This window comes from Micromonospora sp. SH-82, from assembly GCF_051132485.1.
Classification (GTDB): Bacteria; Actinomycetota; Actinomycetes; order Mycobacteriales; family Micromonosporaceae; genus Micromonospora.
Map to the genome: position 1 here is coordinate 1,142,916 of NZ_CP148049.1, position 21,732 is coordinate 1,164,647.

The window sequence follows — 21,732 nt, forward strand, 5'->3', positions numbered from 1 at the left end:
TGCCCTGCGCGCCGCCCCCGCTGGTCCCGCGGGGGCGGCGCCGGGTCCTCCCCCGGCGGTCCGTCCCGTGCCCGCTCACGTCCCCCGGCGGGGCGCCGTGGCCTTCGGTGGCTGCTGGTCGGTGCCGGCGGGCCGGTGCTTTCGGGCCGGGTGTCGGCCCTGGGTCAGCGGGTCGGCCAGGTGCGCCAGTGTTGCCAGGAGCGGCTCGGGGTCGGGCCGCGCTGCCCCTGGTAGCGGGAGCCGTAGACGGCCGATCCGTACGGGTGCTCCGAGGGGGACGAGAGCCGGAAGATGCAGAGCTGTCCGATCTTCATCCCCGGCCAGAGGGTGATCGGCAGGTTCGCCACGTTGGACAGTTCCAGCGTGACGTGACCCGAGAAGCCCGGGTCGATGAACCCGGCCGTCGAGTGGGTCAACAACCCCAGTCGGCCCAGGGAACTCTTCCCTTCGAGTCGACCGGCGAGCTGCTCGCCGAGGGTGATCACCTCAAGGGTGGAGGCGAGCACGAACTCGCCCGGGTGCAGCACGTACGGCTCGCCCTCGGGCACCTCGACCGGGGAGGTCAGGTCGTCCTGCTGGGCCGCCGGGTCGATGTGGGTGTACAGGTGGTTGTTGAAGACCCGGAAGAGCCGGTCGAGGCGTACGTCGATGCTCGAAGGTTGCACCAGGGAGGGCTCGAAGGGCTCCAACGCGAGCGTGCCCGTCTTGATCTCGATCAGCAGGTCACGGTCGGAGAGAAGCATTTGGCAACCCTATCGAGCACGCTCCGGGGCACCCGATCGGGTGCCGGTGATCGTGCCGGGTGACCAGCGTGTCGGGTCGATTCTCGTACAGGTGTTCGATAAGATGTGGACATGGCTTCCTGGTCCGACTTCGCCGCCGACGACCCCCGACTCGCCGACGGGATTCGCCTCCTCATGCAGCAGTACGGGCCGGGCTTCGGCTACCTGGCCACCGTCCGCGCCGACGGTGGACCCCGGGTCCACCCGGTCTCCCCGGTCATCACCGACGAGGGGCTCTTCTGCTTCGTCATCGACTCGCCCAAACGCCGTGACCTCGAACGCGACGGCCGGTACGCCCTGCACTCCTTCCCCCCGGAGGAGAGCGACGACGAGGCGTACGTCGCCGGCCAGGCCAGCCCGGTGACCGACCGGGCCCGGATCTCCCGGCTCGCCGACGTCGGCCGCGCCTCCCCCGACGCCGACTGGCGGCTGTTCGAGTTCACCATCGACGTCGCCATGCTCACCCGACGCGACCTGGGCGGCCTGGACGTTCCCGGTGCGCCGCCCCGACGTCCGGCGGTCCAGGTGTGGCTGGACCCGCGCGCCAGCCACGGCACCCGGCCCGACTCCGCCACCACCCCGGACCCGTGGCCTCCCGCCCGCCGAGCCCACGTCACCGCCGCCTGAACCCTCGTCCTTTCACGTCACCGGCCCTGCCGCCGAGGACGCTCGCGTCGATCATGAGGTCGGCGGCCCTGTGGATCTTCCGACCACCCGCCGACCCTCATGATCGACCCGGGTGCGAGTGGGCGAGGCACGGCTCGGGGGTGGCGTGGTGCGGTGGCGGCCGGTTCGGGTACAGTGGGGCGGCCTGCGGGTGTAGTTCAATGGCAGAACATCAGCTTCCCAAGCTGACAGTGCGGGTTCGATTCCCGTCACCCGCTCCACCACGAAAGCCCTGACCCGGAATCGCATCCGGTCAGGGCTTTCGTCGTTGCAGAGCCACGTCGAACAGCCGCTACGGGTGTGGTCGGTGGCCGAGCGAGGCGGCGTACGTCATCGCTCATCCTCGGTGGGCAGGTAGAACGCGGTGGTGGCCGCGACTGCGGCCGCGACGTGGCCCGGTTCGCCACCGCCTGCCAGGTGGGCCTCGCCCCAGGCGGCGGCGCTGCGCCGGGTGAACTCGCGTCCGGCGGGCGACGCCCCGAACTTCTCGTGGTCGAGGACCTCGCCGTCGCCCAGGTGGCCGGCGAGGGTGAGGAGATGCAGATCCCAGCCGACGCCGCCCGCACCGGGACCGTAGGTCGGGAACATGGGCTCTCCGACGGCCGCAGCGTGGACCAGTTCGAACTCGGTGTCCCCGGCCGATCCGGGAGACAGGCGCACCTCGACCTCGCTCGTGCCCGGCCACTCGTCCGCGCCTGGCCCGAACATCCAGGACACCCGCAGCAGGCGCGGCGGCTCGCACCGGAGGATCTCGCCATGCTCGCCGCCGTCCAGCTCGAACGCCCCGCCGAGGCGCAGGTCGCCGGTGACCGGCTTCATCCAACGACTCAGTCGCTCGGGGTTGGTGATGGCGTCCCACACGTCGTCGAGATCCGCGTCGTAGCGACGTCTCAGCTCCATCGTGTAGGCCTCACCGGCGGGCAGGGTGGCCGTGCCCATCTTCCGGCGGGCCGCGGACAGTTCGTCGAGTACGTCTCTCATCGTCATGCTCCGTTCGGTAGGGAACCCACGTGCCTACGCTGCCTCGTCGGGCCTGCCAGGCTCGTCGTCGGCCGCTTTCCGGGCAGTACGCCTGCCGCGGGCGAGCTCGGTCTGCAGCGCGTCGAGTCGCTGGTCCCAGAACGTGCGGAACCGGTCCAACCACGCGTCGACCTCGCTCAACGGCCCGGCCTCCACGGCGTAGAACCGACGAGCCCCCTCCGCCCGGACCGACGTGAACCCGTGCTCACGAAGAACGCGCAGATGCTGGGAGACAGCAGCCTGCGACAGCGCGAACTCGACCCGGACCACGTCCGTGATCGCACCGGAGGTCTGCTCACCGTCGGTGAGCAGCTCCAGGATGCGCCGACGCACCGGGTCGCCGAGGACGTCGAACGCGTTCACGAGATCAGATTTTACCAGGATCCACTTATATAAGCTCGCGCTGGTATTTTTTGATGACTCTCGCGGTGTCAGCGCCCATCGACACCGGGTGGCAGTGGCGTGCCAACAGTGGTGCCGCTCGACCGATCAGGCTTCCTCGAATCCCCGGAACGTGCCGGAGGGGTCTACGGACCTGGCGAAGTCGGCGAAGTCCACGTTCGCGAGCGCGAGATTGTCCGAGACCTCGGGGTACCAGCGTGGAGGGACCCGGAAGGTGCGTCCAGGCTCCCGGTCCAGGTCGACGGCGAGCAGGGGGTGCTCGCCGTCGGTCATCGTGGTCGCGTCGGCGACGAACAGGTAGGGCAGCCAGCCTCCGTCGTACCTGGGGGCATTGGCCTCGACCAACCGATTGACCGTCACCCTGCGGTACACGGGATCGTCGACGCAGGTGGTGCTGCACCCCCACCTGCGGAAGTCGTCCATGACGGCCTTCCAGGCACCGTCATCGGTGAAGTCCGTGCGGAGCACCAACGAGCTGAGGTCGACGGGTCTGGGCAGCGGATTCATCGCAGGTGAGGTCAGGGTGGTGGCTAGGCAGCGAGGAGGTCGGTCAGGGCCGTGATGTGCGGCACCGGGTGAAGTGCTGCCTCGCCTGCAGGACCAGGTTCGCCACCACCAGTGCCGGGTCCACGTCGGGCACCTGGATCTTGAGATGCGTCCTTGCCCACGGTGCCACCTCGCTCCATCGGTAGAACACCGTGCCATCTGGGGCGGGATTCACCGGGGGTGGGAGGTTGCCCGGCCCTCGATCTCCCGTGGTGTAGCGCCGCACGGACTCCCGGCTCTGTCCGAACCGCTCGGCCACGTCGGCGAGCGTGACCAGATCCTGATCAAGGACTCGGATCGCCGCCAACCCTGCCCGGTCGAGGTGATGTACGGCGGAGGCGATCGCGTCCGCCATGGTCTCTGCCTCCCGATCGAACTCGACGACCGGAAGGTTGGCCTCCGTACCGAAGGTGGCGTCGTCGCACCCGATGGTGAACAGGGTGTCGATCTCGTCGTCGGCAGGCTGCCGATCGAGCACGACGGTGAACATGTACGCCATCTTTCAGATGTCGAGTTGGCGGGCCTTGATGCTCTGAACGAAATCGGACCACTGGCCACTGGTGAACGACAGCACCGGTCCCTGCTGGTCCTTGGAGTCCCGTACGCCGACCACACCGGGATGGCCGTCCGCGATCTCGATGCAGTTTCCGCTCGAACCGGACCTGGTGCTCTTGCGCCAGCTCGCGCGAGTCAGGTCCATGTCGTCCCCCTACTTGGTCAGCTCTGCTGCGATCGCTCGCAGCGTATCTGGCGTGGGGTGGGTGCCAGGGCGAGATCGGGTCGACACCGCGAGACGGGTGCAGCGTGGCGGCTACCAGGCCACGTAGGTGCCGCGTTGGGGCACGGTGACCACCAGGCCCCGTTCCCGTAGCAGCGCCACCGCCTGACGGACGGTCCCGCGACTGACGCCGTACTCCTGTCGGAGCGAGGATTCGCTCGGGATGGGGCGACGGGACTCCAGCTTGCCCTCCTCGATCTGCTTCGCGATGACGTCGGCGAGTTGAACGTAGAGCGGCGTCGGGGACAAGGGATCGACCATTCTCCAACCCTTGCTGACGTTCTGGACGTCCAGACGTGGGGTACGTCCTAGACGAGCTGTACGAGTCTGGACGTTATGAACAAGTTGGGTTACCTTCTGTGAGCATGAGTAAACCGACTCGCAGGAGTGGGCCATGAGGTTCGGATCGGTCAGGCGACACCACCGGACAGAGCCGCTGGACCAGGTGGCTTCGGCCTCTGTCGGCCGGTGGTGGGCTCGGTGGCAGAGGTGACCCGGCGACGGGAGCCGGTGTTGATCCGGGCTGCCTGGCAGGTGTTGGAGGAGCATTGGCGGCACGTCTGCCCGTCGTGCGGGGTTGTCGGTGGTTGTCCGGCGGTGCGTTTGGCGCGTACCCGGATCGGGGCTTGGCGGCGGTACGGACCGTGATGATGGAGATCAAGCCCGGGGACGTCCTGTACGTCGCCGGGGAGGCGAGTGTCCAGTTTCGTCGGCGGCCGATCGTCCTGCGGGTGATCCGGGTGCGGACCGAGTGGCAGACGTACCACGGGTGGGTCTGGCTCGACGGGTACTCCCTCGACCGCAGGGGCGACGCGGTCGAGAGGCGGAGGGTCTTCGTCCAGCGTGCGGGGCTCCGTAGGTTCGTTGCGCCGGTACTGGTCGGGGCCGGGCGGGGGCTACTGCGCTGACCCGGCCAGCAGCCAGCGGCGTACCGACACCTCAAGCAGGACCCGGTCCTGCCCGGCGCGGACGTCCCAGTCGTATTTCGCGGCGAAGGCCGTCACGACCGGCTGCGGGAAGTCGCTGCGGTGCACCCGGGCGTGCCCTTCGGCGACGACGGGGGCGTCGCCGTCTTCGAGGGCCAGGGAGACCCGGGGGTCGGCGGTCACGTTGCGGACCTTGACGCTGCGCCCGTCGGACCCGATCCACCAGGTGCCGTCGGTGTGCACGAACCAGACCGGGGTGACGTGCGGGGAGCCGTCCGGACGCAGGGTGCAGAGCCAGACGTTGCGATCGTGGGCCAGGCGTGACGTCACGTCGGGAGGTGTCGGGGCGGCGTCGGTCATCGACTCAGCCAAGCAGACGGGGGTGGGAAGGAGGGCTTCCCACCCCCGGGCGTCGACAGGGGGCCTTCGGCACGGCGGGTCGTAGGGTGGCGGGCATGCGGATCGGTGTGGTGATTCTTCCGGACCGGCGGTGGGCGCAGGCCGGGCCGCGGTGGCGGCAGGCGGAGGAGTGGGGGTTCGACCACGCCTGGACGTACGACCATCTGGGCTGGCGGGACCTCGTCGACGGCCCGTGGTTCGACTCGGTGCCGACGTTGACCGCCGCCGCGACGGTGACCTCGCGGATCCGGCTGGGGACGTTGGTGGCCTCGCCGAACTTCCGGCATCCGGTGGCCTTCGCCCGACAGGTGACAGCCCTCGACGACATCTCCGCCGGGCGGCTGCTGCTCGGGGTGGGGGCTGGTGGGATCGGGTTCGACGCCACCGTCCTTAGCGGTGAGACGCTGCCGGCGCGGGCGCGGGTGGACCGGTTCACCGAGTTCACCGGGCTGCTCGACCGGGTGCTCCGTGAGGAGCGGACGACCTGGCGTGGTGAGTGGTACACGGCGGTGGACGCCCGCAACGACCCGGGTTGTGTGCAGCGGCCACGGGTGCCCTTCGTGGTCGCCGCGAACGGTCCCCGGGCGATGCGGGTGGCGGCCCGGCACGGTCAGGGGTGGGTCACCACCGGGTTGGAGGCCGACGACCTGGCGGGCTGGTGGCGGAGCGTGGCGGACCTGGGCGAGCGCCTGGACCGGGTGGTGGAGGGGGAGGGCCGCGACCCGGCGACCCTCGACAGGTACCTCCTGCTCGATTCGGCCCCGGTCTTCTCGTTGAGCAGCGCCGACTTCTTCGCCGACCAGGTGGGCCGGGCCGCCGCTGCGGGTTTCACCGACGTGGTGACGCACTGGCCGCGGGAGTCGAGTTGGTACGCCGGTGACGAGGCGGTCCTGGTGGACGTGGCGACCCGGCTCCTGCCGCAACTGCGTACGGCCTGACCCGTTCCTTCCTTACACCAGGTGGGTGGCGTGGAGGAGGGCTGTCACCCGGAGGTCGGTGAGGATCTCGTCCGGCGCGTCGGCGACCACGGCGGCGGTGCCGACCACTGTGGCCCGGCGGGCGGCGCAGATCTCGGCGACGGCGCGTAGTTGTGCGCCGGTGGCCACCCAGTCGTCGACCACCAGGACCCGGTCGCCGGGGTGCAGGTGGTCGTCCCGGACGCCCAGTTCGATCCGGCGTCCCCGGAAGTCGGGTGGCCCGGTCGCCCAGGTGACCCGGCCGGGGCGGGTCCGGGTGTCGTTCCGTTTGTGGGCGGGGGTGAACCCGACGCCGAGGGCGGTCGCGGCGAGGGGGCCGACGATCAGGCCGGTCACGGCCGGGGAGACGACGACGGTGGGCCGGGCGGTCCGGAACGGGGCGACCAGGGCGGGGCCGAGGGCGGAGAGGATCTGCGGGTCGCGCCACCACCCGGAGACGTCGCTGACCAGGTGGGTGCTGGTCGGGCCGGGGTCGACCCAGCGGAACCCGTCCACCAGCCGGGCGACCAGGTCGCTGTGAGGTGACGGATCGGCCATCGGCCTCCCCTCACGTGTGGACCGGGCGGTCGGAGGTGCCGGTCTCGCTCTGCCGGGTCCGCGATCGGATCGGCCGTACGGCCCGGGCGGTCAGAACCTGCTCGGTCGACGGGCCAGGTTCATTCACCCGCTCACGAGTATCAGGCATGCTGTCCCTCGTACGTACCCACACCTCGCAGTCGGGCCGTGGCCCGCTGAGCCCCGGATCCCGCGCCGGTCTCGGCGCGGCCCTCGTTCTGCTCTCGTTCGTCTGTCTGCTGGAGCTGACCGACGGCCGTGAGGTCGGGTACGTGCCGTTGATGGCCGTGGCGCCGCTGCTCACCGCGATGACGGGTTCGTGGCGGATGGTGGTCGGTGTGGGTGCCGCCGCGAGTCTGGCCGGTACGGTCTTCGCCCTCGCCGAGCCGACGACGTCGGTGGTCACGGCGACAGGGGTGGCCGGTGTCGCCCTGGCGAGTGCGGTCGGGGCGGGGTGGGCGGCGATCCGCCAACGGCAGGCCGACCAGCTGGCCGAACTCTCCAAACTGGCGCACGTCGCCCAGCAGGCGGTGCTGCGTCCGCTCGGCCCGCAGGTGGGTGCCCTGGCAGTGTCGGGCCGCTACATCTCCTCGACGGCGACCGCCGAGATCGGCGGCGACCTGTACGAGGCGATCGACACCCCGTACGGCGTACGGATGATCATCGGGGACGTCCGGGGCAAGGGGTTGGACGCGGTCCGGCTGGCCAGCATCGTGCTCGGCTCCTACCGGCACGTGGCGTACGAGCGGGCCGACCTGCGGGCGATAGTGGCGGACCTGGACCGGGCAGTGGCCCGGAACGTGGGGGACGAGGACTTCGTGACCGCCGCCCTGGTCGAGGAGCGGGGCGGGACCCTCACCATCGTCAACTGTGGGCACCCACCGCCGCTGCTGCTGCGCCGGGGGGCGGTGATCTCGTTGGAGCCACCGGCGACCGCGCCGCCGTTGGGGTTCATGCCGACCGTGCAGCCCCGGGTGGAGCGTCTCGAACCGGGGGACCGGCTGCTGTTGTTCACCGACGGGCTCGGGGAGGCGCGGCGGGACGGGGAGTTCTTCCCGACGGTGGACCGGGCCTGGCGGCTGCTCGGCCACGGGACCGTCGCCGACGGGTTGGCCTCCCTGGAGACCGCCCTCGTCGAGTGGGTGCACGGTCAGCTCGACGACGACATCGCCCTGGTCCTGATGGAGTACGCCGGTTCGCGTACCGGTGCGGCGTTGACGGTCCCGAGTTGGGAGGTCGGCGCGACAGAGGGGTGACCGGTATCACACTCGACTGCGGCCTTTCGGCCGGGGTCCCGCAGCCTTACGGGTTGTCGGTTCCTACCCGTCAGTAATACAGTCGGGGTTACTGATCGGTAACACCTGTCCGGAAGCGGGGCCAGCGACCATGACCCACTACAAGAGCAACCTCCGGGACCTCCAGTTCAACCTGTTCGAGGTCTTCGGAGCGGATCAGGCGTTCGGCCAGGAGCCGTACTCGGAGCTGGACGTCGACACCGCGCGCAGCTTCCTCACCGAGGTCGACCGCCTCGCCCGGGAGGACCTCGCCGCCAGCTACACGGACTCCGACCGCAATCCACCGGTCTTCGACCCGGTCACCCACACCGCGCCCCTGCCGGAGTCGTTCAAGAAGTCGTACCAGGCCTTCATGGACTCCGAGTTCTGGCGCCTGGACCTCCCGCCCGAGATGGACGGCACCCCCGCCCCGCGTACCCTCTGGTGGTCGCTCGCCGAGCTGGTCCTCGGCTCGAACGCCCCGGTCTGGATGTACGCCTCCGGCCCCTCCTTCGCCCACGTCCTGCACGTCGAGGGCACCGAGGAGCAGCAGCGGTGGGCGAAGTTCTTCATCGACAGGCAGTGGGGCTCCACGATGGTGCTCACCGAGCCGGACGCCGGATCGGACGTCGGGGCCGGTCGCGCCCGCGCCGTCCCGCAGCCCGACGGCTCCTGGCACATCGAGGGCGTCAAGCGCTTCATCACCTCGGGTGAGCACGACCTGAGCGAGAACATCGTGCACTACGTCCTGGCCCGCCCGGTCGGGGTGGAAGGCGTCGGCGGCCCCGGCACCAAGGGGCTGTCGCTCTTCGTGGTCCCCAAGTTCCACTTCGACTCCGAGACCGGTGAGCTGGGCGAACGCAACGGGGTCTACGCCACGAACGTCGAGCACAAGATGGGCCTGAAGGTCTCCAACACCTGCGAGATGACCTTCGGCGAGCACGGCGTACCGGCCAAGGGCTGGCTCCTCGGCGACCGGCACGACGGCATCCGGCAGATGTTCATGATCATCGAGTACGCCCGGATGATGGTCGGCACCAAGGCCATCGCCACCCTCTCCACCGGCTACCTCAACGCCCTGGAGTACGCCAGGAACCGGGTGCAGGGCGCCGACCTGACCCGGCAGTCCGACAAGACCGCCCCCCGGGTCACCATCACCCACCACCCGGACGTCCGCCGTTCGCTGATGCTCCAGAAGTCGTACGCCGAAGGGCTTCGGGCGTTGGTCTGCTACACCGCCTCCTGGCAGGACCGGGTGGCCATCGCCGAGGCAACCGGTGACGAGCCGGCCGTCGCCCTGGCCAAGCGGGTGAACGATCTGCTCCTGCCCCTGGTCAAGGGGGTCGGTTCGGAGCGGGCGTACGAAATCCTCGGCCACGAGTCGTTGCAGACCTTCGGCGGCTCCGGATTCCTCCAGGACTACCCCCTGGAGCAGTACGTCCGAGACGCCAAAATCGACACCCTGTACGAGGGCACCACCGCCATCCAGAGCCTCGACCTGGTCTTCCGCAAGATCGTGCGGGACAACGGCAAGGCCCTGACGGCGGTCGCCGGGGAGATCCAGGAGTTCATCGCCGCAGAGGGCGGAAACGGTCAGCTCAAGCAGGAGCGACAGGCCCTCGGCAAGGCGCTCACCGAACTCCAGAGCATCCTCGGCCTCCTCACCGGTTGGCTGGGCGAGGCCCAGGCCGGTGACGAGCGCGCCCTCTACAAGGTCGGGCTGAGTAGCCGCCGGTTCCTCCTGGCCCTCGGTGACGTGATCGTCGGCTGGCTGCTCCAGCGTCAGGCCGACGTCGCCCTCAAGGCGCTGGCCGATGAGGTGACCCCGGCTGACCAGGCGTTCTACACCGGAAAGGTGGCCGCTGCGAAGTTCTTCGCCCGCGAGATCCTCCCCCGGGTCGGCGCCGACCGGCGCACAGTGGAAGCCTGCGACCTCGACCTCATGGACCTCCCCGAAGACTCCTTCTAACCCACCCACCCGCGACATCGCGCACCTCCGCGCGGCTTCCCCGCGACATCGCACCTTTGCGCGACGTCGCGCGATGTCGCGGCTGTGCGTCGCGTGATCAAGGGGTTTGCGTCATTCCGGTGGTCACCGGTGACGCAAACCCCTTGATCACGCCTGGCGGGGGCGGGGCGGGGGCGGGGCGGAGGGGACGGGGGTGGGGGTTGGGGGTGGGAGGGGTGGGTAAGCGGGGCGGGTCGTCCGGGCGCAGCTCGGAGGTCACCGCACGGGGGAGTGCAGCAGACATGGGAGTTGGCAGCGGAATCTTCCTGATCGCCATCGGCGCGATCCTCACCTTCGCCGTACGGGCGAACGTGTGGTGGGTCGACCTGCGCGCGGTCGGCTGGGTCTTCATCCTGGCCGGACTCTCCGTGCTGCTCACCACGCTCTGGTTCTGGCAGGACCGACGCAAGCGGGCCCGGACCCTGATCGTCGAGGAGAACCGGCTGTCGCATCCCACCGCGATGATGCCGCCCCCACCCGACCCGCCACCCCCGACCGCCCCGCCGTCCTGACCAGCCAGGACCTGCAGGACCTGGCGCTCATGTGGGGCGTGAACGTTCCACCAGGGTCGCGTCGCCGGGTGACAGGTCAGCCCAGGCTCCCCGGGTACGGTGCACCGCCAGCTCGGCGGTGGACAGGCCGTCGTGCATCGGCCGGGTCGGGTCGAGGAGCCCGCTCAGCAGCGAGACGCCAGGGTTGTGCGCCACCAGCAGCACCGTCGACGCCTCCGCAGGCACCGACCTGATCAGCGTGAGCAGGGTACCGGGCAGGGCTTCGTAGATGTCCGGTTCGTAGCGTACGTCCGGGTCCGAGTGTGTCGGGTCGCCCTGGGGTGAGCTGCCGGAGCCCGCGCCGGGTCCGTCCGCCGCCCCGGCCGACGGTCGCCAGGCGGGTCCGTCGGTCGCCCCGGCCGACGTCTGGCGGGTGAGTCCGTCGGCCACCCCGGCCCACGTCTGGCGGGTACGTAACGCCGGTGAGCAGAGAACCACGTCGGGCCGCAGCCCGTACCGGTCGAGCCAGGTGCCGACCGCGACGGCGGCGGCCCGCCCCCGTGCGACCAACGGTCGGTCCACGTCGAGGATCTCCTCCCCGGGCGTCTCGGCCTTGGCGTGTCGCAGCAGCACCAGCGTGCGGTTCCGTCCCCTGTCGTCCGTCATGGGGCCAGCTTGCCGGATTGGTGATCAGTGTGCCGGGGTATGTCGATGGGTGCCGCACCCCTCACCCGTGGCCGCGGCGGTAGGCAACGCCAGCTGGACGCCAAGGAGGCGACAAGATGGGCATCGGTGGCAGTATCTTCCTCATCGCGCTCGGCGCGATCTTCGCGTTCGCCGTGGAGGCCAACCTCGGGTGGCTCAACCTGAGCGTCGTCGGCTACGTGCTGATGCTCGCCGGGGTGGCCGGGCTGATCACCACTCTCTACTTCTGGAACACCCGCCGTCGTACCGTGGTCGCCGCGCCGGCCACCCAGGACCGGGTCGTCGCCGAGCGGACCGTCCCGGTCCGGGACGACCGCGTGGTCCAGGAGTACCGCGAGGTCCGTCGTCCTGGCCACACCGTCTGACCCTCCGACCGACAGCGAAGGCTCTGCGCTCCCGAGGGAGGGCAGAGCCTTCGTGTGTACGCGCGCCGTGCCCCCGACGGTCAGGCGAAGATCGCGAAGTAGATGGCGATGTGGTGGCAGACCGCCGCCACCAGCGTGCAGGCGTGGAAGAACTCGTGGTGGCCGAAGACGGCGGGCCACGGGTTCGGCTTGCGGAGGGCGTAGAAGACCGCCCCCACGCTGTAGATCGCCCCGCCGACGACCAGCAGGACCAAGGCGGTGACCCCGCCGACGTGCAGAATCTCCGGCACCATCGCCACCGATACCCACCCGAGGGCCAGGTAGAGCGGGGCGGAGACCCAGCGGGGGGCGTGCGGCCAGACCACCTTGATCGCCACGCCGCCCAGCGCCCCACCCCAGACCAGGCTGAGCATGGCTGCGGCCGGGCGGGGGGCCAGGAGCATCGCGCAGAACGGGGTGTACGTCCCGGCGATGAACAGGAAGATCATCGAGTGGTCCATCCGGCGCATGATCTGGTAGCCCCGGGGCGACCACACGCGCCGGTGGTACAGCGCGCTGGTGCCGAACAGCCCGCAGACGGTGAGGCTGTAGACCAGACAGCTGATCAGGGGAGCCCAGCCGGGACGGAAGGCCGCGATCGAGCAGAGCACGACTCCGCAGACGAGGGCGACGAAGAACGCGTAGGTGTGCAGCCAGCCGCGCATCCGGGGCTTGCCGATGTCGACCGGCTTCAGACGAAGCGGAGCGGAGGTGGTCACGCCTAGAGGTTACGACACCGTAGGTTACCTACAGGTAGTGGTTCCGGTCACGGATCCGCCGCCGTCGGTACCGTACCCGGCTCGGTCGATCGCCGTGCCGGGCAGGGGCAGCCCGGCCCTGAGGGCGGCTGGCAGGATGGCGGGATGCGGTTACGGTCCGTCGGTGAGCACGCGTTGCTGCTCGACTGCGCCGACCCGGAACAGGTCGAGGCGGTTCGAGCCGAACTGTGGCGACGTCGGGAGACCGGTGAGGTGACCGCCGCCGAGATCGTCCCCGGTGCCCGGACCGTCCTCCTCGACGGGGTGCCGGATCCCGCACTGACGGCCGCCCTCCTCGCCGACTGGAACCCCGCCGAGACGGGCGCGGGACCGTCGGCGGCCGACACCGCCGAGGTTCTGGTGCCCACCGTGTACGACGGGCCGGACCTGGCCGCCGTCGCCGAGCACTGGGGCACGGACGTCCCCGAGGTGGTACGCCGCCTCACCGACCTCCGGTTCCGGGTGGCCTTCTGCGGCTTCGCACCCGGGTTCGCGTACCTGAGCGGTCTTCCGCAGGAGTGGTCGGTGCCCCGGCTGGCCAGCCCGCGTACCCGGGTGCCGGTCGGGTCGGTGGCGTTGGCCGGACGGTACGCCGGGATCTACCCCACCGAGTCGCCCGGCGGGTGGCAGCTCGTCGGTCGGACCGACATGCAGCTGTTCGACGTGGCTGCCGACCCGCCCGCCCGCCTCACCCCCGGGACCCGGGTCCGCCTGGTGCCGACATGACGCGCGTCGACCCGCTCGCAACGACGACTGCCGCCACTGTCGAGGTGCTCCGGGCCGGGGCGTCCACCACGGTGCAGGACCTCGGCCGTCAGGGGTGGGCACACCTCGGGGTGCCCCGGTCGGGGGCGCTGGACCCGGCGGCCCTGCGGCTGGCGAACCGGCTCGTCGGCAACCCGGAATCCGCTGCCGGGCTGGAGACCACGCTGACCGGGTGCGACCTCCGACTGGATCGGGCCGGGACGGTGGCCGTCACCGGGGCGGTGGCACGGGTGAGGGTCGGGGACCGCCCCGCCGACGTGGGACGCCCCGTCGCCGTACCGGAGGGGGTTCCGGTACGGATCGGACCGGCCCTGCGCGGGGTACGCAGCTACGTGGCAGTCGCCGGGGGCGTCGCCGTCGACCCGGTGCTCGGCAGCCGCTCCACCGACCTGCTCTCCGGGCTCGGCCCGGCCGTCCTCCGCGACGGCGACCGCCTGCCACTGGGCAGCCCGTTCGGGCTCCCCGCCGGGGTGGACTTCACGGTCGACGGGGTCGTCCCGACCGCGCTACGGCTCACCCTGACCCTCGGCCCCCGGGACGACTGGTTCACCCCCGAGGCGGTGCACCGGCTGCTCAACACTCCGTACACCGTCAGCCCGGACAGCAACCGGGTCGGCGTCCGGCTGACCGGTCGGGCGCTGACCCGCGCGGTGGCCGGGGAACTGCCCAGCGAGGGGCTGGTGCTCGGGGCGGTGCAGGTGCCGGCGAACGGTCAACCGCTGATCTTCCTCGCCGACCATCCGACCACCGGCGGGTACCCGGTCATCGGGGTGGTCACCGACGTGACCCCGCTCGCCCAGGCGCGGCCGGGGACTACGGTGACGTTCCATGGACCTCAACGCTGATCTCGGTGAAGGCTTCGGCATCTGGCAGCTCGGCGACGACGAGGCGCTGCTCGACGTCGTCACCTCCGCCAACGTGGCCTGCGGCTTCCACGCCGGTGATCCGTCGACGATGCGCCGGGTCTGCGAAGCCGCCGCCGAACGCGGGGTCGCCGTCGGAGCCCAGGTCGGATACCGCGACCTCGCGGGGTTCGGCCGCCGACACATCGCCTACGACTACGCGGAACTGCGCGACGAGGTGACGTACCAGCTCGCGGCGCTGGACGGGTTCTGCCGGCTGTTCCGGACCCGGGTGCGTTACCTCAAACCGCACGGGGCGCTCTACCACGCGGCGGCGACCGACGAGACCCAGGCGTCGGCGGTGGTGGCGGCGGTCAGCGACGTCGACGGCTCACTGCCGGTGCTCTGCTCCCCCGGATCGGTGCTGGCCCAACTCGCCGCCGGGGCCGGACTCCGGGTGGTCGCCGAGGGCTTCGCCGACCGGGGCTACCTGCCCACCGGTCGGCTCACCCCGCGCAACGCCCCCGGTGCCCTGCTCACCGACCCCGACGAGATCGCCGCCCAGGCGGTACGGATGGCCACCGAGCAGACGGTGGTCGCCGTCGACGGAACCGTCGTCTCCTGCCCCGTCGAGTCGATCTGCCTGCACGGCGACACCCCCGGCGCTGTCGAGTCCGCGAAACGGGTCCGGTCCGCCCTCACCGACGCGGGCGTCACCGTCACCCCGTTCGCGTAGGTGGCAGCCCACACCGGTGAACCGAGGTCCGCCAGGCCCCGTCATCAGGTCGTACCGTCGGCCATGAGGGAGTACGAGGATGGCACCGTACATCTACGGGGAGGAACCGGGTGAATCGTCCCGCTCCGGACCGTCCCGTGGTGGGGATCGGAACACCGAGGGCCGGAACCATCGCGAGGAATCGCTGACCCCGGAACAGTGGCGGGTCCTGGCGGACTACGCCGAGCGGGCCTGGGACGACCCCTTCCGGGCGAGGTTGTTGGCCAACCGGGACCATTCCATCCGTGCCGACGGCACCCACCCGATTCGCTCGGGGGTGGTGCTCGACAGGGCCGAACAGCAGGGCCTTCCCCTCGACTGTCCCCCCGATGTGCGACCGACGCTCGACGGATTCCTGAACCGACTACCGACTCTGCTCGACGGAGACGCCGGTGAGGCGTCACGTTTGACCCGACTCAGGTGTCGAGGCCCCGCAGGACCAACGGGAGCCGGGCGGGCGCACCGTCGACCACCCGGACCGGGACGCCCCAGTCCTGCCGGGTCAGGTGACAGGCGGCGTGTTCCACGTCCGCGTCACAGGTCGCCGCCTGGGCGACCACCTGGAGGACCCCCTCGGTGACCTCCGGGTTCACCACCAACTGCCGGGACAGGTCGGTGGTGGTGCCCGCCCCGGAGAGCAGCAGCTCCGGCGGGGACGCGGAGACCACCAGCCGGGTCGACGGCCCGTACGTGTCGTCGAGCTTCTGCCCCGGGGCGGGAGTGAAGACGACGTCCAGTGTCACCTCCCCGGCGGGCAGGTCGGTGGGGCGGCGCTCGGCCCGGTGCCGGGGACCGGCCACCGTGTTCGCCCCGGTGGCGGTGAGCGCCCCCGGGGCGAGCCGGGTCAGTCGATGCGCCGCCGACTCCACGACGAGGACCGACCCGTCCCCGGTCAGCACCACGTCGCTCGGCTCGGCCAGCCCGTCGGTCACCGTCGCGACCAGGCCCGTCGCCGGGTCGAACCGGCGAACAGCACCGTTGTACGTGTCAGCCACCAGCACGGAGCCGTCCGGCAGTGCACACACCCCGAGCGGGTGCTGCATCAACGCCTGCCCGGCCGGGCCGTCCACGTGCCCGAAGTCGAACAGGCCCTGCCCGACGGCGGTGCCCATGACGCCGTTCTCGACGTAGCGCAGGGCACTCGTCTCGCTGTCGGCGATCCACAGGCGGACCCCGTCGGCGGAGACGGAGAGCCCTGACGGCTGGGCCATCCACACGTCCGGCAGGGGACCGTCCCGCAACGCCTCGACCGTCGTCCCGGCGTACGTCCCGGCGGTCCGCTTGATCGGGTCGAACCACCAGAGCTGGTGGATCCCGGCCATCGCCACGACCATCCGGCCGTCGTACCAGGCCAGGTCCCACGGGGAGGAGAGGTCGACGGCGAGCGCGTCGTGGGAGTGGTCGTCCACAGTCGAGCGCCACTGCCGTCCCGTACCCGCCACCGTCGTCACCTCACCGGTGGCCAGGCGTACGCCGCGCAGCAGATGGTTGACGGTGTCCGCGACGACGAGGTCGTACCCGGCCACCTCGGCGACGTGCGGGGGGAGCAGGCACAACCCCTGCGGCTCGGAGAAGGTGGCCGACTCCGCCGGCCCGTCGACCCGCCCCCGGTCCCCGGTGCCGACCCGGCGGACCAGGGTCTCCCCGTCCGGCTCCAACTCCACCAGCGAGTGCCGGGCCGAGTCCGAGACCAGCAGGTTCCCGTCCGGCAGCGGCACCGCCTTCCCGGGGAACCGCAGCATCGTCGCCGCCTCGGCGGGCGGCACGTACGGTCCGTCGCCCCGGTGCAGGGTGCCCTTGGCCTCGTGGACCGTGATCAGCTCGTCGACCAGCCGGGCCAGCCCTTCGGCGTGTCCCTCCCCGGCCATCGTGGCCACGACGTACCCCTCGGGGTCGACCACGGCCAGCGTCGGCCAGGCGCGGGCCGCGTACTGCTGCCACATGTCCAGCTCGGGATCGTCGAGGACCGGGTGGTGCACCCCGTACCGCTCGACCGCCGCCGCGAGGGCCTCCGGGTCCTTCTCGTGCTCGAACTTCGGCGAGTGCACGCCGATCACCACGAGGACGTCGGCGTACTTCTCCTCCAACGGCCGCAGCTCGTCGAGCACGTGCAGACAGTTGATGCAGCAGAAGGTCCAGAAGTCCAGGATCGAGATGCGCCCACGCAGGTCGGCAAGGGTGAGATCCCGTCCGCCGGTGTTCAACCACCGACGGCCCCTGAGTTCGGGCGCACGGACGCGGGGCGAGGTAACCATGCGACCAACCCTGCCACGCCCCTGCTCACCCCGCCCGACGCCCCCGGTGACAGGTTCGTCGGATCACCCACGACGCCGACTCGGATGCAGCACCTGTCCCCTCACGTCTCGGGTCGCCGCAGATCCTGGAACGTTGCGGCCCCCAGCGGGGCCGATTCCCGCCAAGATCCAAGGGGCACCGGCTGCTCAGCGTCGTCGACCCTGGTGGGAGTGTTGCCGGGGGGTGGATTCGTCGAACCCCGGAGGCGGGGCGAGCTGGGACTGTCGAGGGAGGCGGTCGCCCCCCTGGATCCTCATGGCCGCGAACGGTTCGGTGAGTGCCGTCGAGGTGGCCGCGAACGGTTCGGTGAGTGCCGTCGAGGACGGCGATCCCGGGCCGGCTCTCCGACTGCTCTGTCGGTGGATCTCCGCGATCCTGTCATTGACGTGCCGGTCCAACACGTCGCGCCAGGAGCCGAACTGCTCCTTTGCGATGTCCATGACGCTGTAGTGGCCCAGGAAGTGACGCAGTCGAGGGTCGGGAAGCTGTGCAGACGCTTCGAGCCGCTGCTCTCCCAGTCTGGCGGCGGTGAAGTTCTGTTCCATCGCATCGAGGATCCTCAGCGCCGACGGATCGGTGGCGAAGGCGAGCTGCTCGGATCGCGGGAGCAGCTTCAATGCCTGCCGGGTGTCGGCGGAGAGGCAAGCGGCGAGAAGTTCGAAGACTTCCGCCTCCGAGCCGTTCCGCGCCGGCGGCTCCTGTTCCTGAGGCACTCTGCCCCCTCTCCGGTCGGTCGACTCGTGTGACCCCACTACGGGCAGCGGTGGTCACCGGTTCAACGGTCCGGGCCGTGCAGGGCGGCAGCACGACGGGGAACTGCACGTCGATGCCGGTGGGATCACCCGGGACGTCTCCGGTGAGGGTGTGCAGCAGGCGCCCTCGCCCCGTACAGCGCCCGCCGTCGCACGCGGCCGAGGCGGCGGGCAGCGATGAAGCGGAAACGTGGACCGGCAGCCACCCCGACCCGTCCCCCGCACCGAGCCGCCGCCCAGCTGCCTCGATCGCTGCGGAGGCGTACACCCAGAAGTGGTTCTTGGACAGTTCCTGTCAGGAGCTGACAGGAACTGTCCAAGATTAATGGGGATGAGGGGGAGGGGGAGAGACGTGGGCGGGGGCTGCGGTGTAACACCGCAGCCCCCGCCGTTGGACGTCGCGTTACTCGGCCGGCTTCAGGCAGAGCACCTTGTTGGGTACGTTGCTGCGGAGCACGACGTGCGGCTGACCGGGGTCCTCGCACTTGCTCTGGTTGTCGACCTTGGAGACGACGGTGAAGGCGCCCTCGTCGCCGCAGTCGGCCTCCGACGCGCCCTCACCTGACTGCTTGACGCAGGAGTTGACCGCCGGGTCGAAGGCGGCCGGGTCGTCCCCGCCGCCGATCTTGCCCAGCAACAGCAACAGACCCAGCGGTACGGCGAGGATCAGGACCGCCGCGACCAGGACCGCTGCCAGTACGCGCCCGTTGCGGACCTTCGGCGGCGGTGCCTCGGTCTTCGACTCGTCGGCCTCGGGCTTGAACGAGTCGAAGCGCCCCTGGTCGGCTTCGTTGCCGGACCCGGCACCCGGCCAACCCGGGCCGGACTGCTGCCCCCCGGGCGGGTACGGCGGCGGGAACCCGCCCGGCCCCGAATCGTTGCCCGGTGCGAAACCGGGTCCGGGGTTCTGTACCGCAGTGCCCCCGACCACCGGGGACTGGGCGCCACCGAAGGGGTCGTTGTGCGGCGCAGGGGCGTCGTGCGGGCGTACCCCGTTCATGGGGCGGGTGGTGTTGCTCGGCTCGCCGAACGCCGGCGGCGCGGCAGGTGGGAAGGCCGACGGGGCGGACGTGGGGCCGCTCTGCTCGCCGAAGCCCTGCGGGTGGCCGGGGGTGCGGTCGTGGCCGTCGAAGCGGGGCTCCGATCCGGGGCCTGCCCCGAACCGGTCGCCTCCCGGGCCGAAGCCACCGGCCCCCTGACCGAATCCACCGGCGCCGTGCTCGAACCGTTCCGTCCCGTGATCGAACCGGTCCGGTCCCTTGTCGAACGAGCCGGGTCCCTGGTCGAACCCGCCAGGACCCTGGTCGAACCCACCGGGACCCTTGTCGAAGGAACCGGGTCCCTGGTCGAACCCGCCAGGACCCTGGTCGAACTGGTTCGGGGCGCGGCCGTACGGCTCCGGGCCTCTGTCGTTCTGCTCCGGAGCCTGGCCGAACCGGTCGCCGCCCTGGTCGGGGCGGTCCGAGGCGGGCGGGTAACCACGGTCGAATCCGCCGGGGTTCTGGTCGAACCGGTCCGGTCCCTGGTCGAAGGAGCCGGGACGCTGGTCGAACGAACCGGGTCCCTGGTCGAACCGGTCCGGTCCCTGGTCGAAGGAGCCGGGACGCTGGTCGAACCCGCCGGGGTTCTGGTCGAACTGCGGCTGCTCGGCGGGGTAGCCGGCGTCCGGGGTGTTCGCCTCGTCGGCCTCCGGTCGGGCCGGGCGACCGTAGACCCGGGGCTGGGGCGCTGGTGAACCGCCGGGCGGCAGGGCCTGGTCGGTCGGGGCGACTCGGCTGGCCGTCGGCACCGAGGCGCTGGCCGAGACGGCACCCTGAGCGGGCTCCGCCCCCTCCGCCGAGGGTACGACGGCGCGTCCGGCACCCCCTTCGGGCGCGGTACGCGGAGCCGGGACCATCGGTCCGGCGGGCGACTGCGGCTGCTCGTGGCCGGAGTCGGCGGGGGACCAGCCGCCGCCGGAGCCGTACGACTGGGGTCCGGCGTTGCCCTGGTCGAAGGGCTGCGGTCCACCGAAGGCGGCGGGCGGGGCGTAGTCGGCCGGTGGTGCGGCGGCCAGGCTCGCGCCGGGGACCCGCTGTTCCTGACCCGGCGGCAGGGGAATGGCGTTCCCCGCCGAGATCCCGGGACCGGGAGCGGGCTGGTAGGCGGGGGGTTCCTCGGAGCGGTTCGCCGCCCAGTCCGGGGACTCGGGAGCCCGATCGGGTGCGGCGTCGTTGCGACCCCACGCCTCGTTGGGGTCCCACGGCTCGGCCTCCGGGAGCGCCGGGCGGTCGGTGCCCGCCCACTGGGGCTGGTTCTCGGCGCCGCCGCCGTTCCATGCGGGGGCCTCACCGGCCGGACCCGAGGTGTTACCGGCCGTCGGTCCGGGCGCGCCACCCGGGACCGGGGCGGCACCGGGCACCTGGGCCTTCCCCGCACCCGGGTTGTGGCCGGGGACCGAGGCGCTGCCCCGGCTGGGCGGGGGCGCGCCGGGCGTCCACGGGGCGGGCTCCGGACGATCGTCCGAGTGGGACGGTGCGGGCCAGCCGCCGGGCTGTCCGGCCTCGGGCGACGGCCACTGGTCGGCCTGCGGCCGGTCGTTCTGTGCTGGGGCGGGGGCTCCGGCCCAGGCGTTCGGGTCGGCCTGCTCGTCGCGGGACTGCGACTCCCAGCCACCCGGGGCCTGGTTCGGCGGCGGACCCCAGGCCGGGGGCGCTGAGCCCTCCTGGGCCGGAGGGTTCCAGCTGCCGGGTCGGGCCTGGTCACCGCCGGTGCCGGGACCCCAACCGCCGGGTCCGGCCGGGTCGGCGGCGGGCGTACCCGCGCCGGGTGCCCACCCACCGGCGGGCGCGGAGTCGTTGCCGGGACCGTTGGGGTTCCATCCGCCGGGCGCGGGGTCGTTGCCGGGACCGTTGGGGTTCCATCCGCCGGGCGCGGGGTCGTTGCCGGGAGTGTTCGGGTTCCATCCGCCGGCGGCGGGGACGGGTTCGTTGCCGGGGGCGTTCGGTGCCCATCCACCGGCGGCGGGGGCGGCGTCGGCACCGGGGTTGTTCGGGGTCCACCCGCCGGAGTGGGCGGAGTCGTCCGATGGGGAGTTGGCCGGGGGAGTCCAGCCGCCGGGGGTCGGGCCGTCCGATGGGGACCAGTTGTCGTGGGCGGGTGCGGGTTGCTGCGGCACGGATGCGGCACCCCGGGCACCCGGCTGCGGGTGCTGCTGTGCCCAGTCCGGGGCAGGCTGTCCGGCGGGTGCCCAGGCGGGCTGGCCCGGCTCGCCCTGCGGCGGGGCCGTAGCGGCGGCGCGACCGGGGCCGCCCGGCTCGGCCTGGCTCGCGGCCCAGGCAGGTTGCGGCTGGCCGGGGCCGCCCCAGGGGGCCGGCTCGCCCTGCGCCGCCCAGTTGGCGGTCGGGGGCTGCTCGTCGTGAGGCGCCCAGCCCGGTGCCGTGGGCTGGTTCGGACGGGCGGCCGGCGGCGGGGGTGCCCAGCCGAGGTCGGGGGCGTTTCCGTAGCTGTTGTCGTGCTGTTGCGCTGGCCGGTCGCCGTACGGCGCCGGTCCGCCGGCGCCCGGCGACACCTCGTCCGGCTCCCGGCCGGGGTGGTGCGAGCCCTCGGACGTCATCGGTGCGCCTCCTCATT

Annotated in this window: 24 protein-coding genes and 1 tRNA gene; 11 read left to right on the top strand and 14 right to left on the bottom strand. The window is 71.6% G+C overall.

Going from position 1 to position 21,732, the window contains the following annotated elements:
* Positions 1–164: 164 nt before the first annotated feature.
* Entirely contained in the window at positions 165–743 is a 579-nt protein-coding gene (dcd, locus tag WHN02_RS05275) for a dCTP deaminase (RefSeq protein ID WP_434742311.1), read from the bottom strand.
* Between the two features lie 111 nt (positions 744–854).
* Here dcd and WHN02_RS05280 point away from each other — a divergent pair, with 111 nt between their 5' ends.
* Positions 855–1,409 (top strand): pyridoxamine 5'-phosphate oxidase family protein, encoded by a 555-nt coding sequence (locus WHN02_RS05280; RefSeq protein ID WP_434742312.1) that lies wholly within the window; start codon positions 855–857, stop codon positions 1,407–1,409.
* 186 nt (positions 1,410–1,595) lie between these two features.
* Positions 1,596–1,669, top strand: a tRNA-Gly gene (locus WHN02_RS05285).
* 109 nt (positions 1,670–1,778) lie between these two features.
* On the opposite strand, the gene WHN02_RS05290 is transcribed toward WHN02_RS05285, so the two are convergent.
* The 6 genes from WHN02_RS05290 to WHN02_RS05315 form a co-directional block, all read right to left on the bottom strand.
* Positions 1,779–2,429, bottom strand: a complete 651-nt coding sequence (locus WHN02_RS05290) for an SRPBCC family protein (RefSeq protein ID WP_434742313.1) — start codon at positions 2,427–2,429, stop codon at positions 1,779–1,781.
* Between the two features lie 33 nt (positions 2,430–2,462).
* Positions 2,463–2,831 carry an ArsR/SmtB family transcription factor gene (locus WHN02_RS05295; RefSeq protein WP_434742314.1) on the bottom strand — a complete coding sequence of 123 codons (369 nt, stop codon included), beginning with the start codon at positions 2,829–2,831 and terminating at the stop codon, positions 2,463–2,465.
* A 126-nt stretch (positions 2,832–2,957) separates the two neighbouring features.
* Positions 2,958–3,377 (bottom strand): DUF6924 domain-containing protein, encoded by a 420-nt coding sequence (locus tag WHN02_RS05300; RefSeq protein WP_434742315.1) that lies wholly within the window; start codon positions 3,375–3,377, stop codon positions 2,958–2,960.
* Between the two features lie 43 nt (positions 3,378–3,420).
* Positions 3,421–3,906, bottom strand: coding sequence for a hypothetical protein (locus tag WHN02_RS05305; RefSeq protein WP_434742316.1), 486 nt, complete (start codon positions 3,904–3,906; stop codon positions 3,421–3,423).
* Positions 3,907–3,918: 12 nt separating this feature from the next.
* A complete protein-coding gene (locus WHN02_RS05310) occupies positions 3,919–4,116 on the bottom strand; it encodes a DUF397 domain-containing protein (RefSeq protein ID WP_434742317.1) in 198 nt (65 codons plus the stop codon).
* A gap of 111 nt (positions 4,117–4,227) precedes the next feature.
* Complete coding sequence (locus tag WHN02_RS05315; RefSeq protein WP_434742318.1) at positions 4,228–4,455, bottom strand: GntR family transcriptional regulator; 228 nt, start codon at positions 4,453–4,455, stop codon at positions 4,228–4,230.
* A 365-nt stretch (positions 4,456–4,820) separates the two neighbouring features.
* Here WHN02_RS05315 and WHN02_RS05320 point away from each other — a divergent pair, with 365 nt between their 5' ends.
* A complete protein-coding gene (locus WHN02_RS05320; protein ID WP_434742319.1) occupies positions 4,821–5,102 on the top strand; it encodes a hypothetical protein in 282 nt (93 codons plus the stop codon).
* On the opposite strand, the gene WHN02_RS05325 is transcribed toward WHN02_RS05320, so the two are convergent.
* Positions 5,091–5,492, bottom strand: a complete 402-nt coding sequence (locus tag WHN02_RS05325) for a pyridoxamine 5'-phosphate oxidase family protein (protein ID WP_434742320.1) — start codon at positions 5,490–5,492, stop codon at positions 5,091–5,093. The two genes, WHN02_RS05320 and WHN02_RS05325, sit on opposite strands and share 12 nt — an antisense overlap.
* 83 nt (positions 5,493–5,575) lie before the next feature.
* On the opposite strand from WHN02_RS05325, the gene WHN02_RS05330 reads away from it, so the two are divergent.
* On the top strand, positions 5,576–6,457 hold the full coding sequence (locus WHN02_RS05330) for an LLM class flavin-dependent oxidoreductase (RefSeq protein ID WP_434742321.1): 882 nt from the start codon (positions 5,576–5,578) through the stop codon (positions 6,455–6,457).
* Between the two features lie 12 nt (positions 6,458–6,469).
* Here WHN02_RS05330 and WHN02_RS05335 read toward each other — a convergent pair whose 3' ends face one another.
* Complete coding sequence (locus WHN02_RS05335) at positions 6,470–7,033, bottom strand: phosphoribosyltransferase family protein (RefSeq protein ID WP_434742322.1); 564 nt, start codon at positions 7,031–7,033, stop codon at positions 6,470–6,472.
* Positions 7,034–7,179: 146 nt separating this feature from the next.
* Between WHN02_RS05335 and WHN02_RS05340 the strand changes: the two genes are divergently transcribed.
* The 3 genes from WHN02_RS05340 (at position 7,180) to WHN02_RS05350 (ending at position 10,845) form a co-directional block, all read left to right on the top strand.
* Positions 7,180–8,307 (top strand): PP2C family protein-serine/threonine phosphatase, encoded by a 1,128-nt coding sequence (locus WHN02_RS05340; protein ID WP_434742323.1) that lies wholly within the window; start codon positions 7,180–7,182, stop codon positions 8,305–8,307.
* Positions 8,308–8,437: 130 nt separating this feature from the next.
* Positions 8,438–10,294 carry an acyl-CoA dehydrogenase gene (locus WHN02_RS05345; RefSeq protein WP_434742324.1) on the top strand — a complete coding sequence of 619 codons (1,857 nt, stop codon included), beginning with the start codon at positions 8,438–8,440 and terminating at the stop codon, positions 10,292–10,294.
* A 281-nt stretch (positions 10,295–10,575) separates the two neighbouring features.
* A complete protein-coding gene (locus WHN02_RS05350; RefSeq protein ID WP_350898090.1) occupies positions 10,576–10,845 on the top strand; it encodes a DUF6458 family protein in 270 nt (89 codons plus the stop codon).
* 27 nt (positions 10,846–10,872) lie between these two features.
* Here the strand turns inward: WHN02_RS05350 and WHN02_RS05355 are convergent, their stop codons facing one another.
* A complete protein-coding gene (locus WHN02_RS05355) occupies positions 10,873–11,490 on the bottom strand; it encodes a SixA phosphatase family protein (protein WP_434742325.1) in 618 nt (205 codons plus the stop codon).
* 116 nt (positions 11,491–11,606) lie between these two features.
* On the opposite strand from WHN02_RS05355, the gene WHN02_RS05360 reads away from it, so the two are divergent.
* The gene (locus WHN02_RS05360; protein ID WP_350898092.1) at positions 11,607–11,894 is read left to right on the top strand and encodes a DUF6458 family protein; all 288 of its coding nucleotides are present in this window, start codon (positions 11,607–11,609) and stop codon (positions 11,892–11,894) included.
* 80 nt (positions 11,895–11,974) lie between these two features.
* Here the strand turns inward: WHN02_RS05360 and trhA are convergent, their stop codons facing one another.
* On the bottom strand, positions 11,975–12,652 hold the full coding sequence (gene trhA / locus WHN02_RS05365; RefSeq protein WP_434742326.1) for a PAQR family membrane homeostasis protein TrhA: 678 nt from the start codon (positions 12,650–12,652) through the stop codon (positions 11,975–11,977).
* Positions 12,653–12,796: 144 nt separating this feature from the next.
* On the opposite strand from trhA, the gene WHN02_RS05370 reads away from it, so the two are divergent.
* The 3 genes from WHN02_RS05370 to WHN02_RS05380 are packed head-to-tail and all read left to right on the top strand — an operon-like array spanning position 12,797 to position 15,034.
* On the top strand, positions 12,797–13,417 hold the full coding sequence (locus tag WHN02_RS05370; RefSeq protein ID WP_434742327.1) for a 5-oxoprolinase subunit B family protein: 621 nt from the start codon (positions 12,797–12,799) through the stop codon (positions 13,415–13,417).
* Positions 13,414–14,301, top strand: coding sequence for a biotin-dependent carboxyltransferase family protein (locus WHN02_RS05375; protein ID WP_434742328.1), 888 nt, complete (start codon positions 13,414–13,416; stop codon positions 14,299–14,301). Before WHN02_RS05370 ends, WHN02_RS05375 begins: the two co-directional genes overlap by 4 nt.
* The gene (locus tag WHN02_RS05380) at positions 14,285–15,034 is read left to right on the top strand and encodes a LamB/YcsF family protein (protein WP_434742329.1); all 750 of its coding nucleotides are present in this window, start codon (positions 14,285–14,287) and stop codon (positions 15,032–15,034) included. Before WHN02_RS05375 ends, WHN02_RS05380 begins: the two co-directional genes overlap by 17 nt.
* Positions 15,035–15,489: 455 nt before the next feature.
* Here WHN02_RS05380 and WHN02_RS05385 read toward each other — a convergent pair whose 3' ends face one another.
* The 3 genes from WHN02_RS05385 to WHN02_RS05395 all read right to left on the bottom strand — a co-directional run bounded on the left by WHN02_RS05385 (position 15,490) and on the right by WHN02_RS05395 (position 21,715).
* Positions 15,490–17,328: an NHL domain-containing thioredoxin family protein gene (locus WHN02_RS05385; RefSeq protein ID WP_434742330.1), complete on the bottom strand. Its 1,839-nt coding sequence runs from the start codon at positions 17,326–17,328 to the stop codon at positions 15,490–15,492.
* Between the two features lie 186 nt (positions 17,329–17,514).
* Complete coding sequence (locus WHN02_RS05390; protein ID WP_434742331.1) at positions 17,515–18,081, bottom strand: hypothetical protein; 567 nt, start codon at positions 18,079–18,081, stop codon at positions 17,515–17,517.
* 442 nt (positions 18,082–18,523) lie between these two features.
* Entirely contained in the window at positions 18,524–21,715 is a 3,192-nt protein-coding gene (locus tag WHN02_RS05395; protein ID WP_434742332.1) for an LppU/SCO3897 family protein, read from the bottom strand.
* Positions 21,716–21,732: the final 17 nt, after the last annotated feature.